This is a genomic window from Janthinobacterium sp. P210005 (assembly GCF_036231865.1).
In the GTDB taxonomy this organism is placed as follows: domain Bacteria; phylum Pseudomonadota; class Gammaproteobacteria; order Burkholderiales; family Burkholderiaceae_D; genus Janthinobacterium; species Janthinobacterium kumbetense.
The window spans coordinates 698,995-721,436 of the sequence record NZ_JAZARC010000001.1 but is presented as its reverse complement, the minus strand read 5'-3'; the positions used below and the strand labels follow the sequence as shown (position 1 = coordinate 721,436).

The window sequence follows — 22,442 nt, the reverse complement described above, 5'->3', positions numbered from 1 at the left end:
TTGGCGACGCAAGGGGCAATTATGTGACAAGTGTCGCTTGCCGGTCAATGATTTTGAAGATAAGGACGCGCGCTGCCGTATCGGAGCAGGGGGCGGGGAAGTCTTGCGTGTATGATATTGCCGAACAGAATTGTTGGGCATCTGTCATCTCGCGGGGGCGTTTTGTGGCCTTCCAGCCCCATGAATCTGCGTGCACGATTGCGTGTTGCCACGATGCCCGGCCCACAGCGAAAGGTAATAAAGATGTATAAAACAGTGCGCGACATGTTCCTGCATTTCAAGGAAGCCGTCCCATTCCGCCTCGTCCCCGCCCTGATTTGCACGGTCTTGCTGGTGAGCATGCTATTGCTGCCGGCGCCGGATGGCTTGACGCCCAAGGCCTGGGGCCTGGTGGCGATCTTCCTCACCACGATTTTGGCGATCATCCTGAAAGTCATGCCGATCGGCGTGATGGCGATGATGGCCATCGTCATCGTGTCACTGTCGCAAGTGACGTCGACCTCGTCCAAGGGCGCCATCACGGATGCGCTCAGCAGTTTTTCGAATCCCCTGATCTGGCTGATCGTCGTGGCGATCCTGATTTCGCGCGGCTTGAAAAAGACGGGATTGGGCAGCCGCATCGGCTTGCTGTTCATCTCGCTGCTGGGCAAGCGCACCATGGGCATCGGCTATGGCTTGGCGATTTGCGAACTGGTGCTGGCACCGTTTACGCCAAGTAACACGGCGCGCGGCGGCGGCATCGTCCACCCCGTCATGAAGTCGATCGCCAACGCCTTCGACTCGGACCCGGCCAAGGGCACGGAAAAGAAAGTCGGCACCTATCTGGCCCTCGTCAACTACCACGCCAACCCGATCACGTCGGCCATGTTCCTGACGGCCACGGCGCCGAACCCGCTGGTGGTCGACTTCGTGGCCAAGGCCAGCGGCCAGGCTTTCCACCTGACGTGGACCACCTGGGCGCTGTGCATGCTGCTGCCGGGCCTGGTCTGCCTGCTGGCGATGCCGTTGATCATCTACTGGCTGTCGCCGCCGGAACTGAAAGCCACGCCCGACGCCGTCACCTATGCCAAGGCGGAACTGAAAAGCATGGGCCCGCTGTCACCGTCGGAAAAAGTCATGCTGGGCACCTTCGCCTTGCTGCTCTTGCTGTGGGCCAACGTCCCAGCCATGCTGTTCGGTCCCGCATTTTCGCTCGATGCGACCGTCGTCGCCTTTGTCGGCTTGTTCGTGCTGATCATTACCGGCACCATCGACTGGGATGACGTGCTGTCGGAAAAGAGCGCCTGGGATACCCTCGTATGGTTCGGCGCGCTCGTCATGATGGCCGAGCAATTGAACAAGACGGGCGTGATCGCCTGGTTCTCGGCCGGCATGAAGGCGGCGATTATCGCCAGCGGCATGGACTGGCTGCCGATCGCCGGCGTCCTCGTGCTGGTGTTCGTCTTCTCGCACTACTTCTTCGCCAGCACGACGGCCCACATCAGCGCCATGCTGCTGGCTTTCCTGACGGTGGGCCTGCACCTGATCCCGGCCGAATACCATGTGCCGTTCATGCTGATGATGACGGCCGGCTCGGCCATCATGATGACACTGACCCACTATGCCACGGGTACGTCGCCCATCATCTTCGGCAGCGGCTTCGTGACGATGGGTAACTGGTGGCGCGTCGGCTTCATCATGTGCGTGGTGGAACTGCTGATTTTTGCCGTCGTGGGCAGCACCTGGTGGAAAGTGCTCGGCTACTGGTAACGCAGGCTGTCACCGCCGCTACAGCTGGCGCGCCAGGCTCTGCACCGTCGCCAGGCAGTGCTTGAGCTCGCCGCCCGCGGCGCGCTTCCACAGGGCGGCCGCCTGCGACCACGCCTTTTGCGCCAGCAAGTCCTTGATTTCGCTCTGCAATTCGCCTGGCAAGCCGCCGAACTGGCGCAGTTCCAGTGTACGGGGCTGGCCGTGGCGGCCCGCCGGGTCGTTTTCTTCCAGCGCATCATGCAGGCTGCCGTAACGGTGCGTGATGCCGGCGTCGTCCACGGCCGCCAGCGCCAGATCGGGCGCTTCCTCCAGATCGTAGCCGAGGTCGCGGCAAGGTTCGTCGATCAGCTGGGCGATGTTATAGATCGTCAATACCTGCGCGGAACGCACGACGTCCGTCAGGTCGTGCACGTCGACGCCCGCGTCCAGCAAGCGCTGCAGGGCAGGGGAGTTGATGAAGGGAAAGCCTGATTCTCCCAGTTCGCGCCAGCGTTCCAGCCATTGCGGCTGCGGCATGGACTCGTCGATGACGTCGGACCACAGGCCGCGCAGCAGCAACTGCTGCAGCAAGGGACCATATTTCTTGTGTTGAATATCTTGCGCGAGGGCGTCTGCCTGCGCCGCATCGATGCCGCATTCCTGCAATCGCCCGGTGATCGTTGTCATTCTCCGCCGCCAGCCTTTCCATTTCATCTTGTCCAGGCGGCATCATATACGCAAGCGGGCGGTTCCCCCATGCACGCTTGATGTGTTGTTGTAGATCAAAGCCTGTTTTGCGGACCTGCGCTAATATCTATTAAATAAGCGCAGTCGGCGAAGTTGAATATCGAGACTGATATGCGGGTATTTCAAGCGGCACCAGGCATTTACCGGAGCCGCTTGAATAATGCAGGAAATTAATAAAGAACGATTAGTTCTTCAGGCTGCAAAAGGAAGCATAGTGGTCTTGCGTGTAATAGCGTTCCACCAGCTTGCGTTTGCCCGCCGGAGTCTGCACGAGCAATACCGCGCGATGCGAACCTGCTCCGCCATCGCCGCCGATACCCAGATAATATTCATAATAAATCTCGTCCTTGCCGGCGGCAGGGAGACGCTTTTCATTATTATTGAAGACGGTATTGCCTGGGCCGCCCGCCACGGCGCTCGTTTTCGCGTTGCGGTATGCGTCGTATTCGCTATTTTGCGGCGTGGGCAGGGTTTTGCTCGGTTCCCTTTTGCCGCAATCGGGGATTTTTGCCGCATAGGCATGGGAAGAGAACAGGGCGCCTGCCACGATAAGACCAAGCGACCAGGTTGTTGCGCGTTGAATTTTCATCGGTAAGCTTTCGTTGGTGCTGCGTTCAATGGATGGGCTATTGCGGATGCGGCCGGAATCCGGGCGGCCGGTGTCATCACTGCAATGCTGAATATAGTAGTATTTTTAAAAAAATTACTATTCAATTGTCACGCACCGATAAATAACCATATATTTACTTCAGGGAAACTATGTGGGATGCATTGCGAAAAATAAATGCAAGGCAAGGAATGGAAAGCAGTCGCGCTGCCATTTGCATTAACGTGACAATGTTTGAGTTTTTTTGATCGGTAATTCGTTATGCTTCGAAGAAGTTACTGGCAAGAAGCAAGCCAGTCCAGGCGTCGTATTTTCCCGATATTCTGTTGTTGGGTATATTCGAGCCGGAATAAAGGATGACTTCATTGATTTAAATCATTAACCTCTGATAGGAATCTGCATGAGCCATGACCACCTCGGTTGCGCCTGCTGCAACCTGCCACACCTGCCTACGCTGACAAGCGGCCTGTTGACGGGAACCGCACTCAGCGGTGAACTGGACACGGCGTTCCAGCAGGCATATCCCCAGCACGCCCAGAAACTGACGCCGCAAGCGACGATTTTCCATAACGGTAACATTCATACCATGGCTGCGGATGGCAGCGACCAGGTGGCGGCGCTGGGTATCGCCAGCGGCACCATCATTGCCACCGGCACGCTGGACGAGGTGCGCCAGGCCATGCAGCCGCATCAGGCAAGCGAGGTGGACCTGGACGGCCGCACCTTGCTGCCGGGCTTCGTCGAACCCCATATGCACATCCTGCCCAGCGCGCTGTACAAGAGCTGGCTGTCGCTCACGCCGTTCCTGAGCGCACCCCGGCAGCAGGAACTGGATCCGGAATACAGTTTCAAGAGCATCAGTTGGCGGATTGGCGCGGCGCTGGGGCAGCCGGATCAGCTGCCGAAAGACAAGAAAGGCAACCCTTGGGTGCTGGGCTTCGGCGTCGATCCCTCGCTGATGCAGTCGTGGGAAGACATCACCGCCAGCGAGCTCGATAAGCTGAGCAGCACGGTGCCCATCCTGCTGATGAACTCGTCCGGCCACCTGGCCTATCTCAATACCGCGGCACTGAAGGCGGCGAACATCGAGGACAGCCCTTCCGGCGTGCTGACCGAAATCAGGATCGCCAAGGCGCTGCTGGTTGCGCCGCTGCCCAAGCTGCCGGAGTTTATCGCGTGCCTGAAGCAGGTGCTGGACAACGCCTCGGCCATGGGCTTTACCAGCGTCTTCGACGCGGGCCTGGGCGCCACCGATGCGCCGCTGGTGGAAATCGGCTTGCTCAAGCTGGCGGCCCATCTCGGTCCCGTGCGCATTGGCGCCGCGCTGTTCACCAAACCCGACGAAAAGGCACTGGACAATTGGCTCGATCATTACAAGCCGGACCTGGACAATCACGGCGACCAGCGTTTCAGCATCAAGGCGATCAAGCTGATCGCGGACGGCTCCAACCAGGGCTTGACCGGTTACCAGAGCCAGCCCTATGCCTGCTCGGATGAACATTCGATACCTGAGGTGCCGCCCACCGGCTTGAGCAATTACCCCGACACGTCCGTGTTTTCCCGCATGCTGGACAAGGCAGTGGGGCGCGGCTGGCCCGTGCTGGTGCACGCCAACGGCGACAAGGCGGTGGAATATGTGCTGCACAGCTACGACAAGGTATTGACGCCACGGCCAGGCGGCATCAGCGAAGAGGAAGCGAAAAAGCGGCGCCAGCTGCGCCTGCGCGTCGAGCACGCCTCACTGCTGAATGATGAGGCCATCACGAAAATGGCGACACTGCAGCTGAACCCCAGTTTCCTCATCGGCCACGTCGGCTATTGGGGACACACGTTCCAGCAGACCATTTTTGGCCAGGAGCGGGCCCAGTTGCTGGACCGTTGCCACTCGGCATTGAATGCGGGCATGCACATCAGCTTGCACTCGGACCATTTCGTCTCGCCGCTGGGGCCCTTGCGCATGATGGAGCAGGCGGTGTTCCGCACCATGGAAGGTGCGCCAGGGAAAGAGGTGCTGAATCCGGACGAGCGCATCAGCCGCATGGCGGGATTGCGCGCCGTCACGCTCGATGCCGCCTGGCATTGCCACATGGATCATCTGGTGGGCTCGCTGGAAGCCGGCAAGCGGGCCGACCTGGTGATCCTGGCGCAAGACCCGCTGGACGACAACGTGCGCAAGCTGCGCGACATCGTGGTGGAGGAAACCTGGCTGGCAGGGGTGAAAGTGCACAGCGCCGCCACATCCGCAGGGGCAGTGACGCGCTAGGCGGCTATAAACGTAACAGCCCCCGATAGCTGCAGGCAGCTATCGGGGGCTTTCAGTTACTGCGGGGCGTCACAGGGTCAGGCCAGCTTGTGCTTGCCTGCCGAGAAACGGTTCCAGCCATAACCGGCGACGATGATGGCCAGGATGGCGGCCTGCGCCAGCAAGGTTTCCAGGGTCGGCAGGATGCCCAGCAAGTCGATACGCATGAAATCGACGGGGGTGACGCCGACCCAGCCCGCTTCCTGCAGCGCGGCCACGCCTTTGCCCATCAAAATCACGGCCAGCACGGCCACGAAGGCGGACGTCCACGAGAAGAATTTGCCGATCGGCATGCGGGCGCTCGTGCGCAGCAAAGCCCAGGCGATCACCACCAGCAGCACGATGGCCACGAGGAAGCCGCCCAGCAGGGCGCCGCCATTGCCGTCCGCCGCCAGGGCGGAATAGAACAGCACGGTTTCAAAGACTTCGCGGTAGACGGCGATGAAGGCCAGGGCGAACAGGCCCCAGGCGGAGCGCCGCGACATCGCCGCCGTGAGTTTTTCGTGCAGGTATTCCTGCCAGCGCCCGGCGCTGCTCTTCTGGTGCATCCACAAGCCCACGCTGAGCAAGACCAGGGCTGCAAACACGGAACCGAGTCCTTCGCTCACTTCACGGCTGGCGCCGCTGATGGTCACCAGATACGTTGCCGCCACCCACGTCAGGCCGCCTGCCACCAGTGCGCTGGCCCAGCCCGCATGCACGTAGGGCAGCACATCGTTGCGCTTGGCCTTGCGCAGGAAGGCGATGATGCCGATCACGATCAGCAGCGCTTCCACGCCTTCGCGCAGCAGGATCGTCAGGGCGCCGACAAAGGTCGTCATCGGCTCGGCCTTGGCGTCGCCCAGCTCCGCTTCCACATGGGTAAACAATTGCTGCAGCTTTTCTCCCGCCGCCTCGGCCTCGGCCACCGTGCCCTTGGCCACGGCGGAACGGTACGCCAGCATGGCGTTTTCCACGGCCAGCAGCAAGGACTTGTTGCGCGCGCCGACCATCGGCTCGATCGGCTCGAAGCCGTCCAAGTAGGCCGACAGGCCCAGGCGCGTGGCGCCCGCGCGGTCGCCCGCATGCATGGCGGCCAGGCTTTCCGCCAGACGCAGGCGGGACAGGGCCAGGCCGGCCGGCTTGTGCGCCTCGGCCTTGTCCGGGTGGCTGCGCAGGTAGGCCGTCAGCGCCTGCGCTTCGTCCGCGCCCAGCTTGGCGGCCACGGCTTCCTGTGTCAGCGTCGTCACGGCAGCCAGGTCGGCGTACAGTTTTTTGCTGCGCGGATCGTCCTGCCACAGCTTTTCGCCGCGCAAGCTTGCCGCCGCGTCGTGCGACATGCCGCCGATATAGAACGCCAGGTCCCAGCGCTCGTTCTCGGACAACTGGCCGAAACTGGCCATCGAGGTGCCGGACACGCCTTGCGAAATGACCTGGTACAGCGCCATCAGGCTGCGCGACTGCGCCCGATCGCCATCCGTGAAGGCGATCGGCTTCGGTTCCAGGCTGGCCGCCAGGGGGCCGTCGCCGCCGCCGGCCACGCCGTGGCAAGACGCGCACTGGGCCGCATACAGGGCCGCGCCGCGCGCCAGGTTGGGCAGCGTTTTCGGCGCCACGGGGATCGGGTAGGCGGCGATCAGCAAGCCGTTCGCATGGTGCGCTAGGCGCTTGACTTCCACGCCGTCCGCCTTGGCGACGACGGCCGCGCGCAGGTCGGCGATGGCGGCGGCAATGGCCGCCTTGGAAGCGTGGGCGGGCAGGGCGGCGATCTGCGTCGTCGCGTTGTCCGTGAAATCGAGCATTTCCGCGTATTCCGCCTCGCTGACCACTTTGCCGTGCTCGACGGCGCCGCTGTAATCGACGGCAACATAATCGATCAATTGCCACAACTGCTTGGCGCCGGCGCCCTGGTCGGCCACTTGCGCTTGCGCGCCGCCTGCCAGTAAGAGGCTGAGGCTGGCGGCCACGAGCGGATAGCACACGAGCCATTTCTTGATAGAACTGAACATGATTCTCATTCTCATTCTCATTTGTCGTTAACCCGGCGACTATAGGACAGACAGTGCGGGGTGTCAACGGCGCACGGGCGTGCGCGGGCGCAAACAGCGTCGTCCTGGTCAATATGCTTGACCAGGACGGCGTGCCTGGAGAATGAAACGAGGGGGGGACGGTTATTGCTTCGATGCCGCTTTCGCGTACAGGCCCCTGGCCAGTCCGTTGTCCGCATCGTCGACCTTCAGGCCGCCCTTGACGACGCGCAAGGCCAGCTTCTGGAACGCCTGGCCCCGCAACCACTGGGGATCGGTGACGGCGAACGCGGCGATGCGTTCCTGCGCGCGCTCGGCCGGCACGGCCAGCCATTGATAGTCGGCCTTCGATCCCTGGCGGCGCAAGCCGGCGCGCACCCAGCGTTCCGACGCCGGCATGCGGACGATGGCGTCGCCGTTCGCCACGCTGACGGCCGTGGCCGTCTTGCCGCTTTGCGCCTCGAACTTCACTTCCACGCCGGGCATCGGCCCTACTTGGGGGTAGCCAACGATGGCCACCCACACGCCCGCTTCGGCGGGTTTCTGGATGCGCATTTCCGCTTCCTCGAACACGCGAAACTGCGGCTCCTTGCCGCCGTTGCCCGTCTCCAGGGTCACCAGGTCGCCGGCAACGCGCCACTCGCCGCTGGCTTGCTCGTCGGTATTGCCATAACTGAGCATCCATTCGAAGGTGCCGTCCTTTTTCAGCAGCAGTTCGGAACCCGTTTCCATGACGCCTTGCAGGTAATAGTGTCCGGGCAGCGTGGCCGGGGCCGGCTCGGCCGCGCTGGCCGAAAACGACCAGGCGAGGGCGGCGCAGGCCAGCAGGCCGGAGAGGGATTTCTTCATCGGTGTATCCTCGGTGTGTCTTTCATGAAATGCCATCATAGCAACATCAATCGCATTGCCGTCGCACGACACACCGCGCAGCCTGCCGGCGGCGTGCCGCTCAGCTGCCGCTGAAATCGAGCACCACGCGCGAGGCAACCTGGCCATGTTCCAGCCGGCTGAAGATCTCGTTGATGGCCGACAGCGGCTGCAATTCCACGCCGGCCTTGACCTTGCCCGTGGCGGCGAAGGCGAGCGCTTCGGCCATGTCCTGGCGCGTGCCCACAAAGGAGCCGCGTATCGTCACGCAATTGGCCACCACGTCGAACAACGGCGTCGGGAAGTCGCCCGGCGGCAAGCCGACCAATACGCAGGTGCCACGCTTGCGCGTCATCGCCACGCCTTGCTGGAAGGCATCGATCGACGGCGCCGTGATCAGCACGCCATGGGCGCCGCCCCCGGTCGCTTCGCGCAAGGCCGCGACCGGATCGCCCTGGCGCGCATTGATGGTCACTTCGGCGCCCAGGGCGCGCGCGTGCTCCAGTTTGCCTTCATCGATGTCGACGGCCGCCACGCGCAAGCCCATGGCCACGGCATATTCGATGGCCAGGTGGCCCAGTCCGCCGATACCGGACACGGCCAGCCACTGGCCCGGCCGCGCGCCCGTTTCCTTGATGCCCTTGTAACTGGTCACGCCGGCGCAGATGATGGGCGCCGCCTGCACGGCGGACAAGCCGGCCGGAATGTGCGCGACGTAGCGCGGGTCGGCCAGGATGTATTCGGCGAAGCCGCCATTCTTGGTGTAGCCGCCGAACTGCGCCTCGGCGCACACGGTTTCCCAGGCTGCCAGGCAATGTTCGCAATGGCCGCAGGCCGAGTACAGCCAGGGCACGCCGACCCGGTCGCCCAGCTGCACTTCCGTCACGCCCGTGCCCACGGCCACCACGAGGCCGATGCCTTCGTGGCCGGGAATGAACGGCGGCGTCGGCTTGACGGGCCAGTCGCCGCGCGCCGCATGCAAGTCCGTGTGGCAGACGCCGCACGCTTCCGTCTTGACGAGGATCTGGCCGGGGCCGGGCACCGGCACGGCGACGTCGCGCAGCACCAGCGGTTGACCCAGCTGTTCGACAACGGCGGCTTTCATGGTGGTGGGGATCATGTTATTCCTTATGTAGTGGCAAATGCAGGACGCAGGCGCTCTGCCATGGTCTGTTCAACAGAGGCTTGCGAATGATCATATTCTGCTGCACACAATAGGAAAATTGATTGATCTACATCAACATATACCGGGAGGGGAGGCGATAAAAAAGCACCTGGAACGGTGCTTTTTCGCTGGCTGCTATTTAGCCAATCACTTGCCGGCACCGAGGGTTGCCAGCGGCTGCGGGGCATACAGCGCATTCTGGAAGGCTGGCACGTATTCATAGCTCATCATCTTCCCCAGCTTCAATGATTTGATATACGTGGAAAAACTGCCGTCGCCCAGTTTCAGGTCGACCGATTCCGCGCGCGTGCTCGATGCATGGCTCAGCAGGCGGGAAACGGCATAGCCATGCGTCAGCTTGCCGGCGCCATCCTTGTTGGTGAAGCTGTTGCTCACCACCTCGGCCTCGTGCGACAGGTCGCCCAGCTTTTTGCCTTCGAAAACAAAATCCAGCTTGCCCGTCGCGCTGTCCGTGACGGCAAAGGAAACGCTTGCTTCAGTTTCCTGTATGTCGATACCGGTCAGCCACTTGGGCAAGTTGTAGCCGACCACGCCACGCACCCTGGCCAGTTCCGTGTTGACGGGAAGCTTGAGCACATAGCCCCAGAAATCATGGGACAGCGATTGGCCCAGCAAGGTCAAGGGGCCAAAACTGGTGGAGCCGGGCTTGTTGGTCACAATCGCCAATGAAATTTCATTGTAGCTGTCGTTGTCGCAGTATTCGTAGGCGTAGGCCGTCAACGCCACGGCTCCACGGCCTGGCCACACTTGCAGCGGCTGGACTGCCTTCAATATGTCTTCCGGCATCAATTCCTTCAAGCGGGCGAGGTCGGCCGTAAATACGGCCGTGATCTTGCGGTTCTTGTAATAGAAATTCGGCGAATACGAGGCAAAGCCGATGTCGACCTTTTCTTTCCGCATGCCCTTGAACCAGCTCAGATCAAGGTCCGGCGCTTCCGACGCAATGACCGATAAGGGCGGATTCGAGCGGAAGCGCTCGTACAGGCCGCCAGCCGCCACGGGGACGGCATGGCCGGCGATATCGATGATGACGGGCGTGTTTTCGGCAGGAGTTTCGGCCCGCGCCGGGCCTGCGGCTAGACTCAGCATCAATGTCGATACTGAGGCGGCTGCTGCCGCGGCAATTTTCATGTTCATGGCTTGCACCTTCAATGTTGGATGTGGAAAAATTCAGTTCAAATCCCGCTATTCATCCTGCGGCGATACTGGCGGTTCCTGATGGCGGTTTCCCATTGCTGCATCAGCAGCGCCAGGGCGGGCGCCACCTGGGGCCTGGTATGCTTGCCCTGGCTCAGGCGCCGCAGCTGGTACTTGACCATCGCCATATACGCGGTGGACGACAGCACCTTGTTTTTCCAGGTGATGGCCCTGAGCAGGGGGCTCGCCGATGGATCGGCACGCCATGCCTTGGGCAATTGCGGATCGATCGCCAGCGCCGTTCCCATGCCGGCCATGGCGATGCCGCTGTCGAGCACTTGCTCGACCACCTGGTAGCGGCGTATGCCGCCCGTCACCATCAGGGGCATGCTGGCCACCGTGGCGATCTCCTTGGCGAACTCCAGGAAATAGGCTTCGCGGGCCAGCGTGCGGCCATCGCGGGTCTGGCCATGCATGGCAGGCGCTTCATAACTGCCGCCGGACAACTCAATCAAGTCCACGCCCAGGGTGTTGAGCATGGAAACGACTTCCTTGGCATCTTCCGAACTGAAGCCGCCTTTCTGGAAATCCGCCGAATTGAGCTTCACCGCGACGGCAAAGCCCTTGCCGACGGCTTGCCGCACCCCGTTGACGACGTCGACCAGCAAGCGCGCCCGGTTTTCCAGCGATCCGCCCCAGCGGTCCGTGCGTTGATTGGTCAGCGGGGAGAGGAACTGACTGATCAGGTAACCGTGCGCCGCATGGATTTGCACGCCCGTAAAGCCGAACCGCTCGGCCAGCCGGGCGCTGTTGACAAAGCGCTGCTTCACGTCGGCAATATCGGCCTCCGTCATCTCGCGCGGCGCCGAAAATTGCCTGGAAAAGTTGCCCATATCCATGGGCACAGGAGACGGCGCGATGGTTTCCTGCCCCAGGGCGGCAGGCATCTGGCGCCCTGGATGGTTGATCTGCATCCAGATCTGCGCCCCGCGTGACCGTGCGGTGCGCGACCACTGCTCGAAGCGGGCGCCAAATTGCTCTGACTCAAGCACCACGCCTCCGGGCCCCGTCATGGCGCGGCGGTCGATCATCACGTTTCCGGTGATCATCAGGCCAACGCCACCGTCCGCCCACGACTGGTACAGGCGGATCAGCTCTTTTGACGGCGCGTGGTCCTTGTCGGCCATGTTTTCTTCCATGGCGGCTTTGGCAAGGCGGTTCGGAATGACTGTCCCATTGGGCAATGTCAGTGCGGTAAAGGGTTTCATGCTGATCTCCAAGGTTGCGATAGCCTCACGATAAGCTTTAAGCTAACTTGAAGGTCAAGCCCAGAAACGAAAAAAAAATCGCACTGTCGCGTTCGGGACACTGGTTTGAAGAACGGACGCTCCCCTTGAGGCACAAAAATCCCGTGGCTGCCGATCGGCCGCTTGACATTCAAGTTGGCTTTAAGCTTATAGTTGATCACGCTGTGTTCGGCGGACATGGCCCAGACTACTCAACTATTCGGAGGACGATCCTATGTCTGTTTTCAAGAAACTGCTCCTGGCTGTCATGCCCTTGCTGTTCCTGCAGATAGTTGCTGCTGAACCGGTGTCCCCCATGCGCGATCCGGCCATGGAAAAAGTGCTGATAGTCATGACCAATCATTCCCGATATCCGAGCAGAAACGACCATACGGGGCTGTGGCTCACGGAATTGACGCATGTGTATGATGTGCTGCAGGAAGCCGGGTATGGCATCGACTTCGTCAGTCCCAGCGGCGGTGTGGTGCCGCTGGATGAACGCAGCCAGGGATGGCTGTACATGGATGAGGCAGCAAAAAGTCACCTGAGTGATCCTGCTTTCATGGCATTGCTGCAATCGACAAAAGCTGCGGCCGACATCGATCCCGCTGCCTATGGGGCTGTTTTCTACACGGGCGGCCATGGAACGATGTGGGATTTCAAGGGCAACAAGGACCTCAAACGCATTGCCGAGGCCATCTACCGCAACGGCGGCGTCGTTTCCTCCGTGTGCCATGGCGCCGCTGGCTTGCTGGATCTGGAGGACGAGAAGGGCGAGCCACTGATAAAAGGGCGCAGCGTGACAGGATTTTCCAACTTGGAAGAATCGCTTGCCGGCATTAAGGACCAGGTTCCCTACCTTTTGCAAAGCGAGATCGAGAGCAAAGGGGCGCTGTATGCCAAAGGCTTTTTCCCGTTTGGCAGCTTCGTGCTGACGGACGGCCGCCTCGTCACCGGCCAGAACCCTGGTTCCAGCAAGGAAGTGGCGCAAGCTCTGCTCAAGGCTTTACAGAATAACAAACTACAACTTCAGCGGGAAAAATAATGAAAATTGGCGAATTGGCCAAGCGCAGCGGCTTGGCGGCGTCCACGATCAGGTTCTACGAATCCAAGGGCTTGTTGAAAGCCGTGAGCCGCCAATCGAACGGCTACCGCGACTATCCGCTGGAAGCGGTGGCGGTACTGTCGATTATCAGCGACGCGCAGCAGGCGGGCTTTTCTCTCGATGAAATCAAGCAAGTCTTGCCGGAAGATAGTTCATCATGGAAGCATGATGAATTGATGGCCGCGCTCAAAAAGAAGATAGCCGATATCGAATCGCTGGAAGTGCGCCTGGCGCAGAACAAGGCCCATCTTTTGTCGTTGATTCAATTGATCGATGCAAAACCGGAGGATGTGGACTGCAAGGACAATGCCGCCAGGGTCATGGAAAGCTTGGGTATTGCCAGTAAAAATTAATACAAGGCGGCTGCGGGTGGCGGGTATTCGAATGCAGATCAGGGGAGGGTGGCCGCTCGTCCGGGTGCTTTCTGGACAATATTCGGTCAGAATTTTGAATCGCTGCAGTCTGGATTGGTGTGTAATGATAAATTAGTGCTTCATTAAATTGCCTCATATTTACCGAACGAAAATAAGATTGCAAATTATTTAGCATTCTCACTTGAAAGTGATACCTCGACAACCCATATACTTGGCTGTAAGAAAGTGGGAAATTCCACCTCATGCATCACCGAGTCTAGTGGTAATAGCAGTGCCCCGGAACCTGTCGGCTTCCTGGGCGTGGAAAAATAGCGCTGTATCGCGCACCGTGCCGGCCGGTTGTCGGTATTTTTGAAAGGCCGCCTTGTAGCGGAATATCCAATATGTACAAACAAATTTCACCAGCCGATGGCTGGCATTTCGTGTCCAATGAAGAGGTCACCGGCAAGCCCATCGTATTCACGTTAGCTGCCTGGGCGTTGGTCGAAGACGGGTCAGCTGTCATAGGTCTTATTGGTGACGTCGCGGGCGGCGGCCCAGATCGCGAGAGTTCTAGTCATAAGATGATGGCTCGATTGGTCTCCGTACCGCCAATCAAAGGGGAATACAAACACATCACAGGCATGACTGTAGCCGAGCTAGCCGCTGCAAAGCCGAGCTCTGAACGTAATTTGACTTAGTAGGCATTTTCAACGTCGCTATAGAAATACAAAGCTCGCGACCAGCGTTGGCACGTGTATGAAAACGAGCTCATCGAATTTAAACGAGTCGCAGCCGTTCTGGAAGCAGAGTAGCAGCACGTGGAACGCAAAAAGATTGCTAGCCAGTACGCCGACAGCATATAGGTACTCAAAATGCTGTCGGCGTACTAATGATAATCACTAAAAAGTATAGCCCACCTCCGTCTATAATTTGACATAATATAAATTATGCGAAGTTATGGATGGATTTGAGAAAACCTCCATTTTGCCAGTTCCCCAATCGCAAATGCGATTTTCCCCCTCTGCGCGCCGCTGTCGCTGATGCTGCGCCGCCGCGCTTGAACGAGCTGCATGAAATACGGCTTGTCCCCGTCCATGTGCGGTTTGTTCACGTCCAGATTCGCGTGCAGGTGCAAGTCTGGCGCTGCGATGATGTTGGCGATCAGGTCTGGCAGGCTCCTGCGCGACACCACGGTGCCGTTGAGTGGCGCGCGACACGTCGTTCGTTCGTCGCCGACTTCGTCTTCGTTCGTCATCCAGACTGGGTGCACGATGGCTTATGCGAGGCCCGGTGCTTCGATGGCGTCGGCGGCGCGGCGGAATGGTTTCAGGTGTTACGCCAGCCTGGCGTTATCTTATTTGCAGAATGTGCCGGGACCTTCATCGTAGATGCCCATCGACAGGATGAAAACCAGGCGTTCAACACCGGAGGCCCGCATGGCGGAAATGATGCTGTTGGCCTGGTCTTCCATGTCGTCGCCCAGCAGATTGGCGTTAACCAGGACATGGAGTCCGGTGAGGCGTGCCGGCCTGGCGCCTTGTCTCGTGGTAAATTGCCGTCCGTGAGAAGTATCTCCAATACCTACAATATCAATGAAATCAGGCGTTTGCCGACTATTTTGCATGAGAAGTCTCAAGATCCGCATGACCCGGCAGCCTGCACGCACGGCGTTGCTTTTACCGCCTTGCCAGCGCTTCCTGTCCCTTGCCGGCGCGCTGGCCATCGCGGCCGCCTTGTGCGGCTGTGCCAGCAAGCCTGGGCCCTGGCCTGCGCGCGCCCTGCCGGCGTCGGCTGCCGTGACGGTCGATGCCACGCAATTCCTGTCTAGAAAACAACTGGTGGACTGGCAAGTCGACCTGGACGAACGCCGCCTGCGCGCCACGGGTTCGCCCCGGCATGAAGCGTATATCGACGTCCTGCATGAACGCCTGGCGCGCGCCGGTGTCAAACAACTGCGCTTCGAGCCTGTCAGCTTCCGGCAATGGTCGGTGCAGCCGGAAGACTGGGGCCTGGAAGTGGTCCACGACGACAGGTCTGGCGTGCTGCCCACGGCTGGCTACATTCCGTATTCGGGCGTGACGCCGCCGTCCGGCATTACGGGGCGCATCGCCTATCTGGCGCCGGGGGCCAGTCCCGATGCCAGCCTGGCCGGCAAGCTGGTGCTCGTCGACATGCCCGCCGTGGCGTGGACGGGCAAGGTTTTCCATCGGTCCGCCGTGCATGTCCACGATCCGGACCACGCCATGGGGCCGGACACGCCGTATGCGCGCCAGTTCCAGATGCTGGGGCCGTTCATCACCCTGCTGGACAGCCTGCAGGCGGCCGGTGCGGCGGGCGTGATCGTCATTCTCGATACGCCGCCCATGTCGATGAACGGCTTGTATGCGCCTTACGACGGCAAAGTGCGCCAACTGCCCGGCATGTTTATCGACCGTGACCGGGGTCGGCGCCTGCGCGAGAGCGTGCTGGCGGGCACGGCGCCTGTCTTGCGGCTGACCATGGCTGCCACTGTGCAGCAGGTGCAGACGCGCAACCTGGTCGGCATCATCCCCGGCAAGTCCACGGAATTGATGGTGCTGGGCAGCCACACGGATGGCACGAACGCGCTGGAAGACAATGGACCGAACGCCATCGTCGACATGGCCCAGTACCTGGCGCGCCTGCCGCAGGACAGCTTGCCGCGCAGCGTCATGCTGCTGTTGACGAGCGGCCATTTCGCGGGCGGCGTGGGCATGAAGCAGTTTATGGATCGCCACCAGGACGATGGCTTGATGCAAGGTATCGCCACGATGCTCACCATCGGGAACCTGGGCGCGCTGGAAGTGCTGCCTGACAGCAATGGTTACTTGCGCCTTACGGGCAGGTTCGAGCCGGCCGCCGTGTTTTCACCGCGCACGCCTGCCCTGATGGACGCTTCCTACGCCATGCTGAAGCAGGCCGATGCGGCGCCCGCGTTCGTGCTGCCAGCCTCCAGTCCAGCGGGCGATGGCGGTCCGAAGAATGCCGCCTGGCCTGGCGCTGGCCGGTATTTATGGGGTGCGCAGCACATTCCCACGGTGTATTACGTCACGCAACCGACCTATTTGCTCTACTATGGCATCGAAAGCGTGACCCGGGTGGATTACCGGCTGATGCAGCGCCAGACCGTGGCCTTGACGCAAATGTTGCTGGACCTGTCGCGCGTGCCGTATGCCGATTTGCGCAAGGAAACGGTGCCATAGACCTTGCCTGGCGTCCACCTCCCTTCCCCGCCCTGCTTCCGGCGCCATTCCGGACACCATACCAGCGCACTGGAAAACAGGCGCTGGTATGGCCCGCATCGCCCATCTCCTGGGGTAATGCCGTAACTGGTATTGTGATCTTGCGCAAAGAATAAAACCAGTTGACTACCACCTGCAATGCTTGCACTCTGAAAAATCGGACGGTGTCCAGCCGCCCGGCCATGCTAAAAAATACACAAGGAGATGCAATGAACCGGACAGTCATGAATACCCTCATCCTTACCCTCTTCGGCGGCACCCTGGCGGCCTGCGGCGGCGGCAGCGGCGACGGATCCAGCGGGGGCGCGAGCCAGCTGCTGGCCGGCGCGACCGCAGCAGTGGCCTGCTATACGCCGTGGAATAGCGGCACTGCCTACAACGGCGGCGGTCAGGCCAGTTACAACAACGTCAATTACACGGCCAACTGGTGGACACAAGGCAATAACCCATCGACCAGCAGCGGCGCCGCCGGCAGCGGCCAGCCCTGGACGGCGGTGGGAGACTGCGGCACGCCGACGCCGACGCCGACTCCTACCCCGACACCTACGCCCACCCCAACTCCGACACCTACGCCGACTCCCACCCCAACACCAACGCCAACGCCAACGCCTACCCCGACTCCGACGCCTACCCCGACTCCAACACCGACGCCGACGCCCACCGGCCTGGCCAAGCACGCGCTGATCGGCTACTGGCACAACTTCACCAACCCCAGCGGCGCTACGTATCCGATCAGCCAGGTCAGCGATGACTGGGACGTGATCGTCGTCTCGTTCGGCGACAACGCGGGCGGCGGCAATGTCAGCCTGACCATCGATCCGGGTGCGGGCACGGAAGCGCAATTCATCGCCGACGTGGCGGCCAAGCGGGCCAAGGGCAAGAAAGTCATCCTGTCGCTGGGCGGGCAAAACGGTTCCGTTTCCGTCGGCAACACGGCCGAAGCGACGAATTTCACCAACAGCCTGTACGCCATCATCACGAAATATGGTTTCGACGGCATCGACCTGGACCTGGAAAACGGCGTGGCGCAAGGCGCGGCCATCCAGACCTATCTGCCGATCGCCGTGAAAAACCTGAAAACCAAGGTCGGCAGCAGCTTTTACCTGTCGATGGCGCCCGAGTGGGTGTATGTGGAAGGGGGATACACGAGCTATGGCAGCATCTGGGGCGCCTACATTCCCATCATCAACGCCTTGCGCAGCGAGCTGACGGTGCTGCACCCGCAGTACTACAACAATGGCGACATTTACACGCCGTACGCGACGGGCGCCATCAAGGCCGGTTCGGCCGACCAGCTGGTGGCCACGGCGCGCATGCTGATCGAGGGATTCAATTACGGCGGCAATACCTTCGCCGGCCTGCGTCCGGACCAGGTGGGCTTCGGCGTGCCGTCGGGCCGCAGCTCGGCCGGTTCGGGCTTTACGACGAATGCCGACGTCAGCAATGCCCTGAATTGCCTGACGCGCCTGCTCAATTGCGGCACCATCAAGCCGCTGCAGGCGTATCCGGACTTCCGCGGCGTGATGACGTGGTCGATCAACTGGGACCGCCACGACAACTATAATTTCTCCGTGCCGACAAAGAATGTGCTGAAGACCCTGCCGTAAGGGCTTAGGCCCGACTGCGCATGCGAGCTTGGCCGCTCACATGCGCAGCAGCGCCGCACCCAGCAAGCGCATGTGCAGCGCCACGCCCTGGCGCAACGCCTCCCCTCCCCCTTGCGCATGCTTGATGCCATCCATGGTGGCCACCAGCAAGCCGGCCACCTGCGCGGCGGTCGCGTCGACCCGGCGCAGCGCGATATCGCCCGCCGCCTCGGCCTGTTCCAGCGCGCCGGCCAGCGACGCCACCAGCGTTGCCCGCGCCGTCAAGGTGATGTCGGCGGCCAGGGTCATATTGGCGTCGAACAATTCCTGCCCATGGGCGCTGGCGGAAATTTCCGCCATCAAGCCTTGCTGGAATGCCAGCAGCGCCGTTTCGATGCGCGTGAAGACGGGGCTGGGTTCGGCCAGCGCCGCTGCCACTTGCGCCATGACGGTGGCATGGGCCCGTTCGGAACCGGCGCGGAACACGTCTTCCTTGTTCTTGAAGTGCAGGTACAGCGCGGCGCGCGACATATCGGCCGCCTGCGCGATGTCGAGCATGGACGTTTTGCGGTAGCCATAGCGGCAAAACACGGCCAGGGCCGCGTCGAGTATGCGCTGGGTCTTGAGGGTGTGGGGTGACATGCTGGCATATTGACATTTTATATATATAGTGTCAACATGGATTTTGGACAAATTACGTCAAAGTGTCAATCCCCCACAGCGAAGGATGGAATCATGCAAGAACAGCACCCTGGCTCCGAAGCGGCCATGCAGGAACAATTGCGCGACATCGAACGCGGCCGCCTGCGCGCGCTCGTCGACGGCGACGTGGCGCTGGCGCGCACCCTGCACGCCGACGATTTTCAGCTGGTCACGCCCATCGGCAGCCTGCTGTCGCGGGAGGAATACCTGGGCGCCATCGCGGCTGGCCACATGCGCTATCTGAGCTGGGAACCGGGCGAGATCGCCGTGCGCGTGTATGGCGATGCTGCCGTGCTGCGCTACCAGGCCCAGCTTGAAATCCATTTCGCCGGCCAGGCCGTGCCCCGCGCGCGCTACTGGCATATCGATAGCTATGAGCGGCGCGCTGGGCGCTGGCAAGCCGTGTGGTCGCAGGCGACGGCGATACGCTGACGGCCATGGCGGCTGAGGGAGGTGTGCGCAGCAGGGGCAATTGATATTTCTCAAACCATAGCCTCAATCTATGGGTTCGGTTGAAATATTTTACTTCCTTTTGTAAATGAGAATCGTTACTATCTAAATCAAGGATAAGCGAATTCAACAGAAAGGAGCATCCCTTGTTCACAGCCATCAAAACATTCAGCCAGGTCTGCACGCACATGTCGATCGCCTTCGGCCTCGCCTACTTGCTGACGGGGTCCCTGGCGCTCGGTGGCTTGGCCGCGATCATCGAACCGATCATCAACGTTGCCCTGCTGCCGTGGCATGAAAAAGCCTGGCACGCGATTCGCCGCCGCTACGCCGCCAGCGGCCTGGGCTTTGTCGCCCTGGCCGGCGAAAAACTCAGCCAGACCACCCTGCACATGGGCGTGGCCTTCGGCGTCATGTACTGGGCCACGGGGTCCATGGCCTTCGGCGGCTTGCTGGCCGTGGTCGAGCCGATCTGCAACGTGATCGTCCTGCCCTTCCACGACCGGCTGTGGGAAAAAGCCCGCTTTCGCCTGGAAAGCCGCGGCGCGGCCCGCCTCGCCGCCCTGTAGTATTCCCCTTCTCCCCTTCCTAATTCCCTGCCCACACGGGCGGCCGCCGCTGCACCCACGGCGCCGCCCGCTCCAGCTGGCCCGCCAGGCGCAGCAGCACGCCATCCTTGGCGTAGCCGGCCATGAACTGCATGCCGATCGGCACGCCCTCATTTGACATGCCCAGCGGCACGGACATGGCCGGCAAGCCCGCCACGTTCGCCAGCGGCGTGTACGGCGAATGCTCGAACAGGCGCGCCGTCCAGCCAATACCGTCAAGCTGTTCCTCCTTTTCGCCATAGCGGCCCAGTTGCCACGGCATATCCGGCAAGGTGGGCATCAGCAGCACGTCGTACTGGCCGAACAAGGCGCCCGCGTGGCGCGTGACCGTGTTGCGCACGTCGAGGGCCGCCACGAAATCGACCGCAGAGACCGTCTTGCCGTGGCGGTAACAGGCCAGGGTCGCCGCTTCCAGGGTCTCCAGCGACACGCCGCGCCCGCTCTCCTGCGCCAGGCCATCGATCCACGGCACCAGGTTGGCGCACCAGATGCCGGCATTCGCGTGCACGAACGCTTCCCACGACACGCCCAGCGCGGGCGCCACTTCTTCCACGTGGTGGCCCAGGCTTTCCAGCAGGCGCACGGTGGCGTCCAGCGCGGCTTCGATGGCGGGCACGGGCCGGGCGCCATTGCAGGCGGCGCGCTGCACGCCGATGCGCAGCTTGCCGGGCGCCACACCCACCTGCGACAGCCAGCTGTGGCCGGGCGGATTCGTCACATACGGTTCGCCTGCCATCACGCCCTGCACGCAATCGAGCAAGGCGGCGCTGTCGCGCACGGTGCGGCTCACGCCCAGCTGCACGCCCAGGCCGCTGAAGATCTCGTCCATGGCGGGGCCGTTCGAGACCCGGCCACGGCTCGGTTTCAGGCCGAACAAGCCCGTCGATGCGGCCGGCACGCGGATGGAGCCGGCCGCATCCGTCGCATGGGCCAGCGGTACGATGCCGGCCGCCACGGCCGCCGCCGCGCCGCCGCTGGAGCCGCCCGCGCTCAAGGCCAGGTTCCAGGGATTGCGCGTGGCGCCGTAGAGCACGGGTTCCGTGGTGGTGGCAAACGCCATTTCCGGCGTGCTCGTGCGGCCGAACGTCGCCAGGCCGGCTGCGCGGAACTGCGTCATCAGGTGGGAGTCGAACGCGGCGATATGGCCGGCGCCCAGGCGGCTGCCCGCTTCGCTGCGCCGGCCCGCCATCGTGACGGCCACGTCCTTGATCAGGAAGGGCACGCCGGCGAACGGCGCAGTGCTGACTGTGCTGTCGATGGCAGTCAAATCCGCCGGCCACAGCTCGACCACGGCATGGATCAGCGGGTTGACGGCGGCGCAGGCGCGCGCGGCCGCGTCGTGCAATTCGGCGGCCGAGACGCTGCCGTCGCGCAGCAGCTGGGCCAGTCCCAGACCATCAAAGCTAGTATATTCATGGAGTTGCATCAGTTTATTCCTGTAATGGATGAAGAGTGGATATCACAGGAACTACTCTAGGGCTTGCGCTATCATAGTGGAAATGAATAGTTGATATACGAGGTATAGTCATGAGCAATTTGCACAAGCTGGACTTGAACCTGCTGCTGACCCTGAACGCCCTGTTGATTGAACGCAACGTCACGCGGGCGGCGGCGCGGCTGCATCTGAGCCAGCCGTCCGTCAGTGTGCAGCTGGGCAAGCTGCGCGCCGCCTTCGACGATCCGCTGCTGTTGCCCGGCCCGCGCGGCATGCTGCCCACGGCGCGCGCGCTGGCCCTGTTCGCGCCGCTGCAAGCCGTGCTGGCCCAGCTGGAGCAAGTCTTGCAGCCGGAACAGGCGTTCGACCCGGCCACGGCCGAGGTGCGCTGGAATCTGGCGGCGGCCGACGCCACCGAGTATGCGATTTTGTTGCCCATGCTGCCGTCCCTGCGCGCGCAGGCGCCCCTGTCGCGCATGGCCGTCTTCGAAGCCGTGCCGGCGCGCATGGCGCATGCGCTGGAAAACGGCCAGGTCGACCTGGGCTTTTTGGCGCAGGAAGAAGCGCCGCCCGGCTTGCGCCACCGCACCCTGTTCACCGAACACTATGTGCTGGCGGGCCGCCGCGACCACCCGCTGCTGCAGGCGCCGCCCGACCTCGAGCGGTTCTGCGCGCTGGAATTCATCGTCGTCTCGCCCAACGGCGGCGGTTTCCGCAGCAACGTCGATACGGCGCTCGAAACGCTGGGCCGGACGCGCAAGGTGGTGCTGTCCGTGCCGCATTTCCTCATCGTCCCTCCCCTGCTGGCCGCGTCCGACATGGTGGCCCTGCTGCCGTCGCGCCTGCTGAAAAACGCCCTGGGCGACCTGCGCACGTGGGAGCCGCCCGTCACCCTGCCCGATTACGAGATGGCGATGGTGTGGCACGAGCGCATGCACCTGGACCCGGCGCACCGCTGGCTGCGCGAGCGCATCATGGCGTGGAACGAAAAGCCCGCTTGAGCCATTGACAAAGAGCATCAGGCCGTATACTGTCTCGTTTTATTACTAACTAAGTTAGCTATTAATTCGCATG

General features: G+C 61.8%; 21 protein-coding genes. 10 read left to right on the top strand and 11 right to left on the bottom strand.

Annotated elements, in window-relative coordinates; translation table 11 throughout:
- Window positions 1-243 precede the first annotated feature (243 nt).
- The gene (locus tag VPH40_RS03035; RefSeq protein WP_328572628.1) at window positions 244-1,749 is read left to right on the top strand and encodes an anion permease; all 1,506 of its coding nucleotides are present in this window, start codon (window positions 244-246) and stop codon (window positions 1,747-1,749) included.
- 18 nt (window positions 1,750-1,767) lie between these two features.
- Here VPH40_RS03035 and VPH40_RS03030 read toward each other — a convergent pair whose 3' ends face one another.
- Together VPH40_RS03030 and VPH40_RS03025 are read right to left on the bottom strand one after the other, a co-directional pair.
- Window positions 1,768-2,415 carry a hypothetical protein gene (locus VPH40_RS03030; protein WP_328572627.1) on the bottom strand — a complete coding sequence of 216 codons (648 nt, stop codon included), beginning with the start codon at window positions 2,413-2,415 and terminating at the stop codon, window positions 1,768-1,770.
- 244 nt (window positions 2,416-2,659) lie between these two features.
- Window positions 2,660-3,064, bottom strand: coding sequence for a ribonuclease domain-containing protein (locus tag VPH40_RS03025; RefSeq protein ID WP_077404535.1), 405 nt, complete (start codon window positions 3,062-3,064; stop codon window positions 2,660-2,662).
- 418 nt (window positions 3,065-3,482) lie between these two features.
- On the opposite strand from VPH40_RS03025, the gene VPH40_RS03020 reads away from it, so the two are divergent.
- Window positions 3,483-5,345 (top strand): amidohydrolase, encoded by a 1,863-nt coding sequence (locus VPH40_RS03020; RefSeq protein WP_328572626.1) that lies wholly within the window; start codon window positions 3,483-3,485, stop codon window positions 5,343-5,345.
- 77 nt (window positions 5,346-5,422) lie between these two features.
- Here the strand turns inward: VPH40_RS03020 and VPH40_RS03015 are convergent, their stop codons facing one another.
- From VPH40_RS03015 to VPH40_RS02995, 5 genes are all read right to left on the bottom strand, one after another.
- Window positions 5,423-7,372, bottom strand: coding sequence for a cytochrome c/FTR1 family iron permease (locus tag VPH40_RS03015; protein WP_328572625.1), 1,950 nt, complete (start codon window positions 7,370-7,372; stop codon window positions 5,423-5,425).
- A 162-nt stretch (window positions 7,373-7,534) separates the two neighbouring features.
- On the bottom strand, window positions 7,535-8,239 hold the full coding sequence (locus VPH40_RS03010; protein ID WP_328572624.1) for a hypothetical protein: 705 nt from the start codon (window positions 8,237-8,239) through the stop codon (window positions 7,535-7,537).
- Between the two features lie 100 nt (window positions 8,240-8,339).
- Entirely contained in the window at window positions 8,340-9,374 is a 1,035-nt protein-coding gene (locus tag VPH40_RS03005; protein ID WP_251349216.1) for a zinc-dependent alcohol dehydrogenase, read from the bottom strand.
- A gap of 195 nt (window positions 9,375-9,569) precedes the next feature.
- Complete coding sequence (locus tag VPH40_RS03000; protein WP_328572623.1) at window positions 9,570-10,580, bottom strand: acetoacetate decarboxylase (ADC); 1,011 nt, start codon at window positions 10,578-10,580, stop codon at window positions 9,570-9,572.
- Between the two features lie 38 nt (window positions 10,581-10,618).
- Window positions 10,619-11,848, bottom strand: coding sequence for an NADH:flavin oxidoreductase/NADH oxidase family protein (locus VPH40_RS02995; RefSeq protein ID WP_328572622.1), 1,230 nt, complete (start codon window positions 11,846-11,848; stop codon window positions 10,619-10,621).
- A gap of 253 nt (window positions 11,849-12,101) precedes the next feature.
- On the opposite strand from VPH40_RS02995, the gene VPH40_RS02990 reads away from it, so the two are divergent.
- The 3 genes from VPH40_RS02990 (at window position 12,102) to VPH40_RS02980 (ending at window position 14,025) form a co-directional block, all read left to right on the top strand.
- Entirely contained in the window at window positions 12,102-12,911 is an 810-nt protein-coding gene (locus VPH40_RS02990; protein WP_328572621.1) for a type 1 glutamine amidotransferase domain-containing protein, read from the top strand.
- Complete coding sequence (locus VPH40_RS02985; RefSeq protein ID WP_289897896.1) at window positions 12,911-13,324, top strand: MerR family transcriptional regulator; 414 nt, start codon at window positions 12,911-12,913, stop codon at window positions 13,322-13,324. Before VPH40_RS02990 ends, VPH40_RS02985 begins: the two co-directional genes overlap by 1 nt.
- Window positions 13,325-13,728: 404 nt before the next feature.
- The gene (locus tag VPH40_RS02980; RefSeq protein ID WP_328572619.1) at window positions 13,729-14,025 is read left to right on the top strand and encodes a hypothetical protein; all 297 of its coding nucleotides are present in this window, start codon (window positions 13,729-13,731) and stop codon (window positions 14,023-14,025) included.
- Window positions 14,026-14,282: 257 nt separating this feature from the next.
- Here the strand turns inward: VPH40_RS02980 and VPH40_RS02975 are convergent, their stop codons facing one another.
- A complete protein-coding gene (locus tag VPH40_RS02975; RefSeq protein ID WP_328572618.1) occupies window positions 14,283-14,582 on the bottom strand; it encodes a hypothetical protein in 300 nt (99 codons plus the stop codon).
- Between the two features lie 99 nt (window positions 14,583-14,681).
- Window positions 14,682-14,951 (bottom strand): NAD(P)H-binding protein, encoded by a 270-nt coding sequence (locus VPH40_RS02970; protein WP_328572617.1) that lies wholly within the window; start codon window positions 14,949-14,951, stop codon window positions 14,682-14,684.
- 19 nt (window positions 14,952-14,970) lie between these two features.
- Here VPH40_RS02970 and VPH40_RS02965 point away from each other — a divergent pair, with 19 nt between their 5' ends.
- Together VPH40_RS02965 and VPH40_RS02960 are read left to right on the top strand one after the other, a co-directional pair.
- A complete protein-coding gene (locus tag VPH40_RS02965) occupies window positions 14,971-16,548 on the top strand; it encodes a PA domain protein (protein ID WP_328572616.1) in 1,578 nt (525 codons plus the stop codon).
- Between the two features lie 263 nt (window positions 16,549-16,811).
- Window positions 16,812-18,194 carry a chitinase gene (locus tag VPH40_RS02960; protein WP_328572615.1) on the top strand — a complete coding sequence of 461 codons (1,383 nt, stop codon included), beginning with the start codon at window positions 16,812-16,814 and terminating at the stop codon, window positions 18,192-18,194.
- Window positions 18,195-18,230: 36 nt separating this feature from the next.
- Here VPH40_RS02960 and VPH40_RS02955 read toward each other — a convergent pair whose 3' ends face one another.
- A complete protein-coding gene (locus VPH40_RS02955; RefSeq protein WP_328572614.1) occupies window positions 18,231-18,815 on the bottom strand; it encodes a TetR family transcriptional regulator in 585 nt (194 codons plus the stop codon).
- A 93-nt stretch (window positions 18,816-18,908) separates the two neighbouring features.
- Between VPH40_RS02955 and VPH40_RS02950 the strand changes: the two genes are divergently transcribed.
- Both VPH40_RS02950 and VPH40_RS02945 read left to right on the top strand, forming a co-directional pair.
- A complete protein-coding gene (locus tag VPH40_RS02950; protein ID WP_328572613.1) occupies window positions 18,909-19,307 on the top strand; it encodes a nuclear transport factor 2 family protein in 399 nt (132 codons plus the stop codon).
- Between the two features lie 164 nt (window positions 19,308-19,471).
- Complete coding sequence (locus tag VPH40_RS02945; protein WP_328572612.1) at window positions 19,472-19,894, top strand: DUF2061 domain-containing protein; 423 nt, start codon at window positions 19,472-19,474, stop codon at window positions 19,892-19,894.
- Window positions 19,895-19,913: 19 nt separating this feature from the next.
- On the opposite strand, the gene VPH40_RS02940 is transcribed toward VPH40_RS02945, so the two are convergent.
- Window positions 19,914-21,359: an amidase gene (locus VPH40_RS02940; RefSeq protein WP_328572611.1), complete on the bottom strand. Its 1,446-nt coding sequence runs from the start codon at window positions 21,357-21,359 to the stop codon at window positions 19,914-19,916.
- Between the two features lie 101 nt (window positions 21,360-21,460).
- Here VPH40_RS02940 and VPH40_RS02935 point away from each other — a divergent pair, with 101 nt between their 5' ends.
- A complete protein-coding gene (locus VPH40_RS02935; protein WP_328572610.1) occupies window positions 21,461-22,369 on the top strand; it encodes a LysR family transcriptional regulator in 909 nt (302 codons plus the stop codon).
- Window positions 22,370-22,442 lie beyond the last annotated feature (73 nt).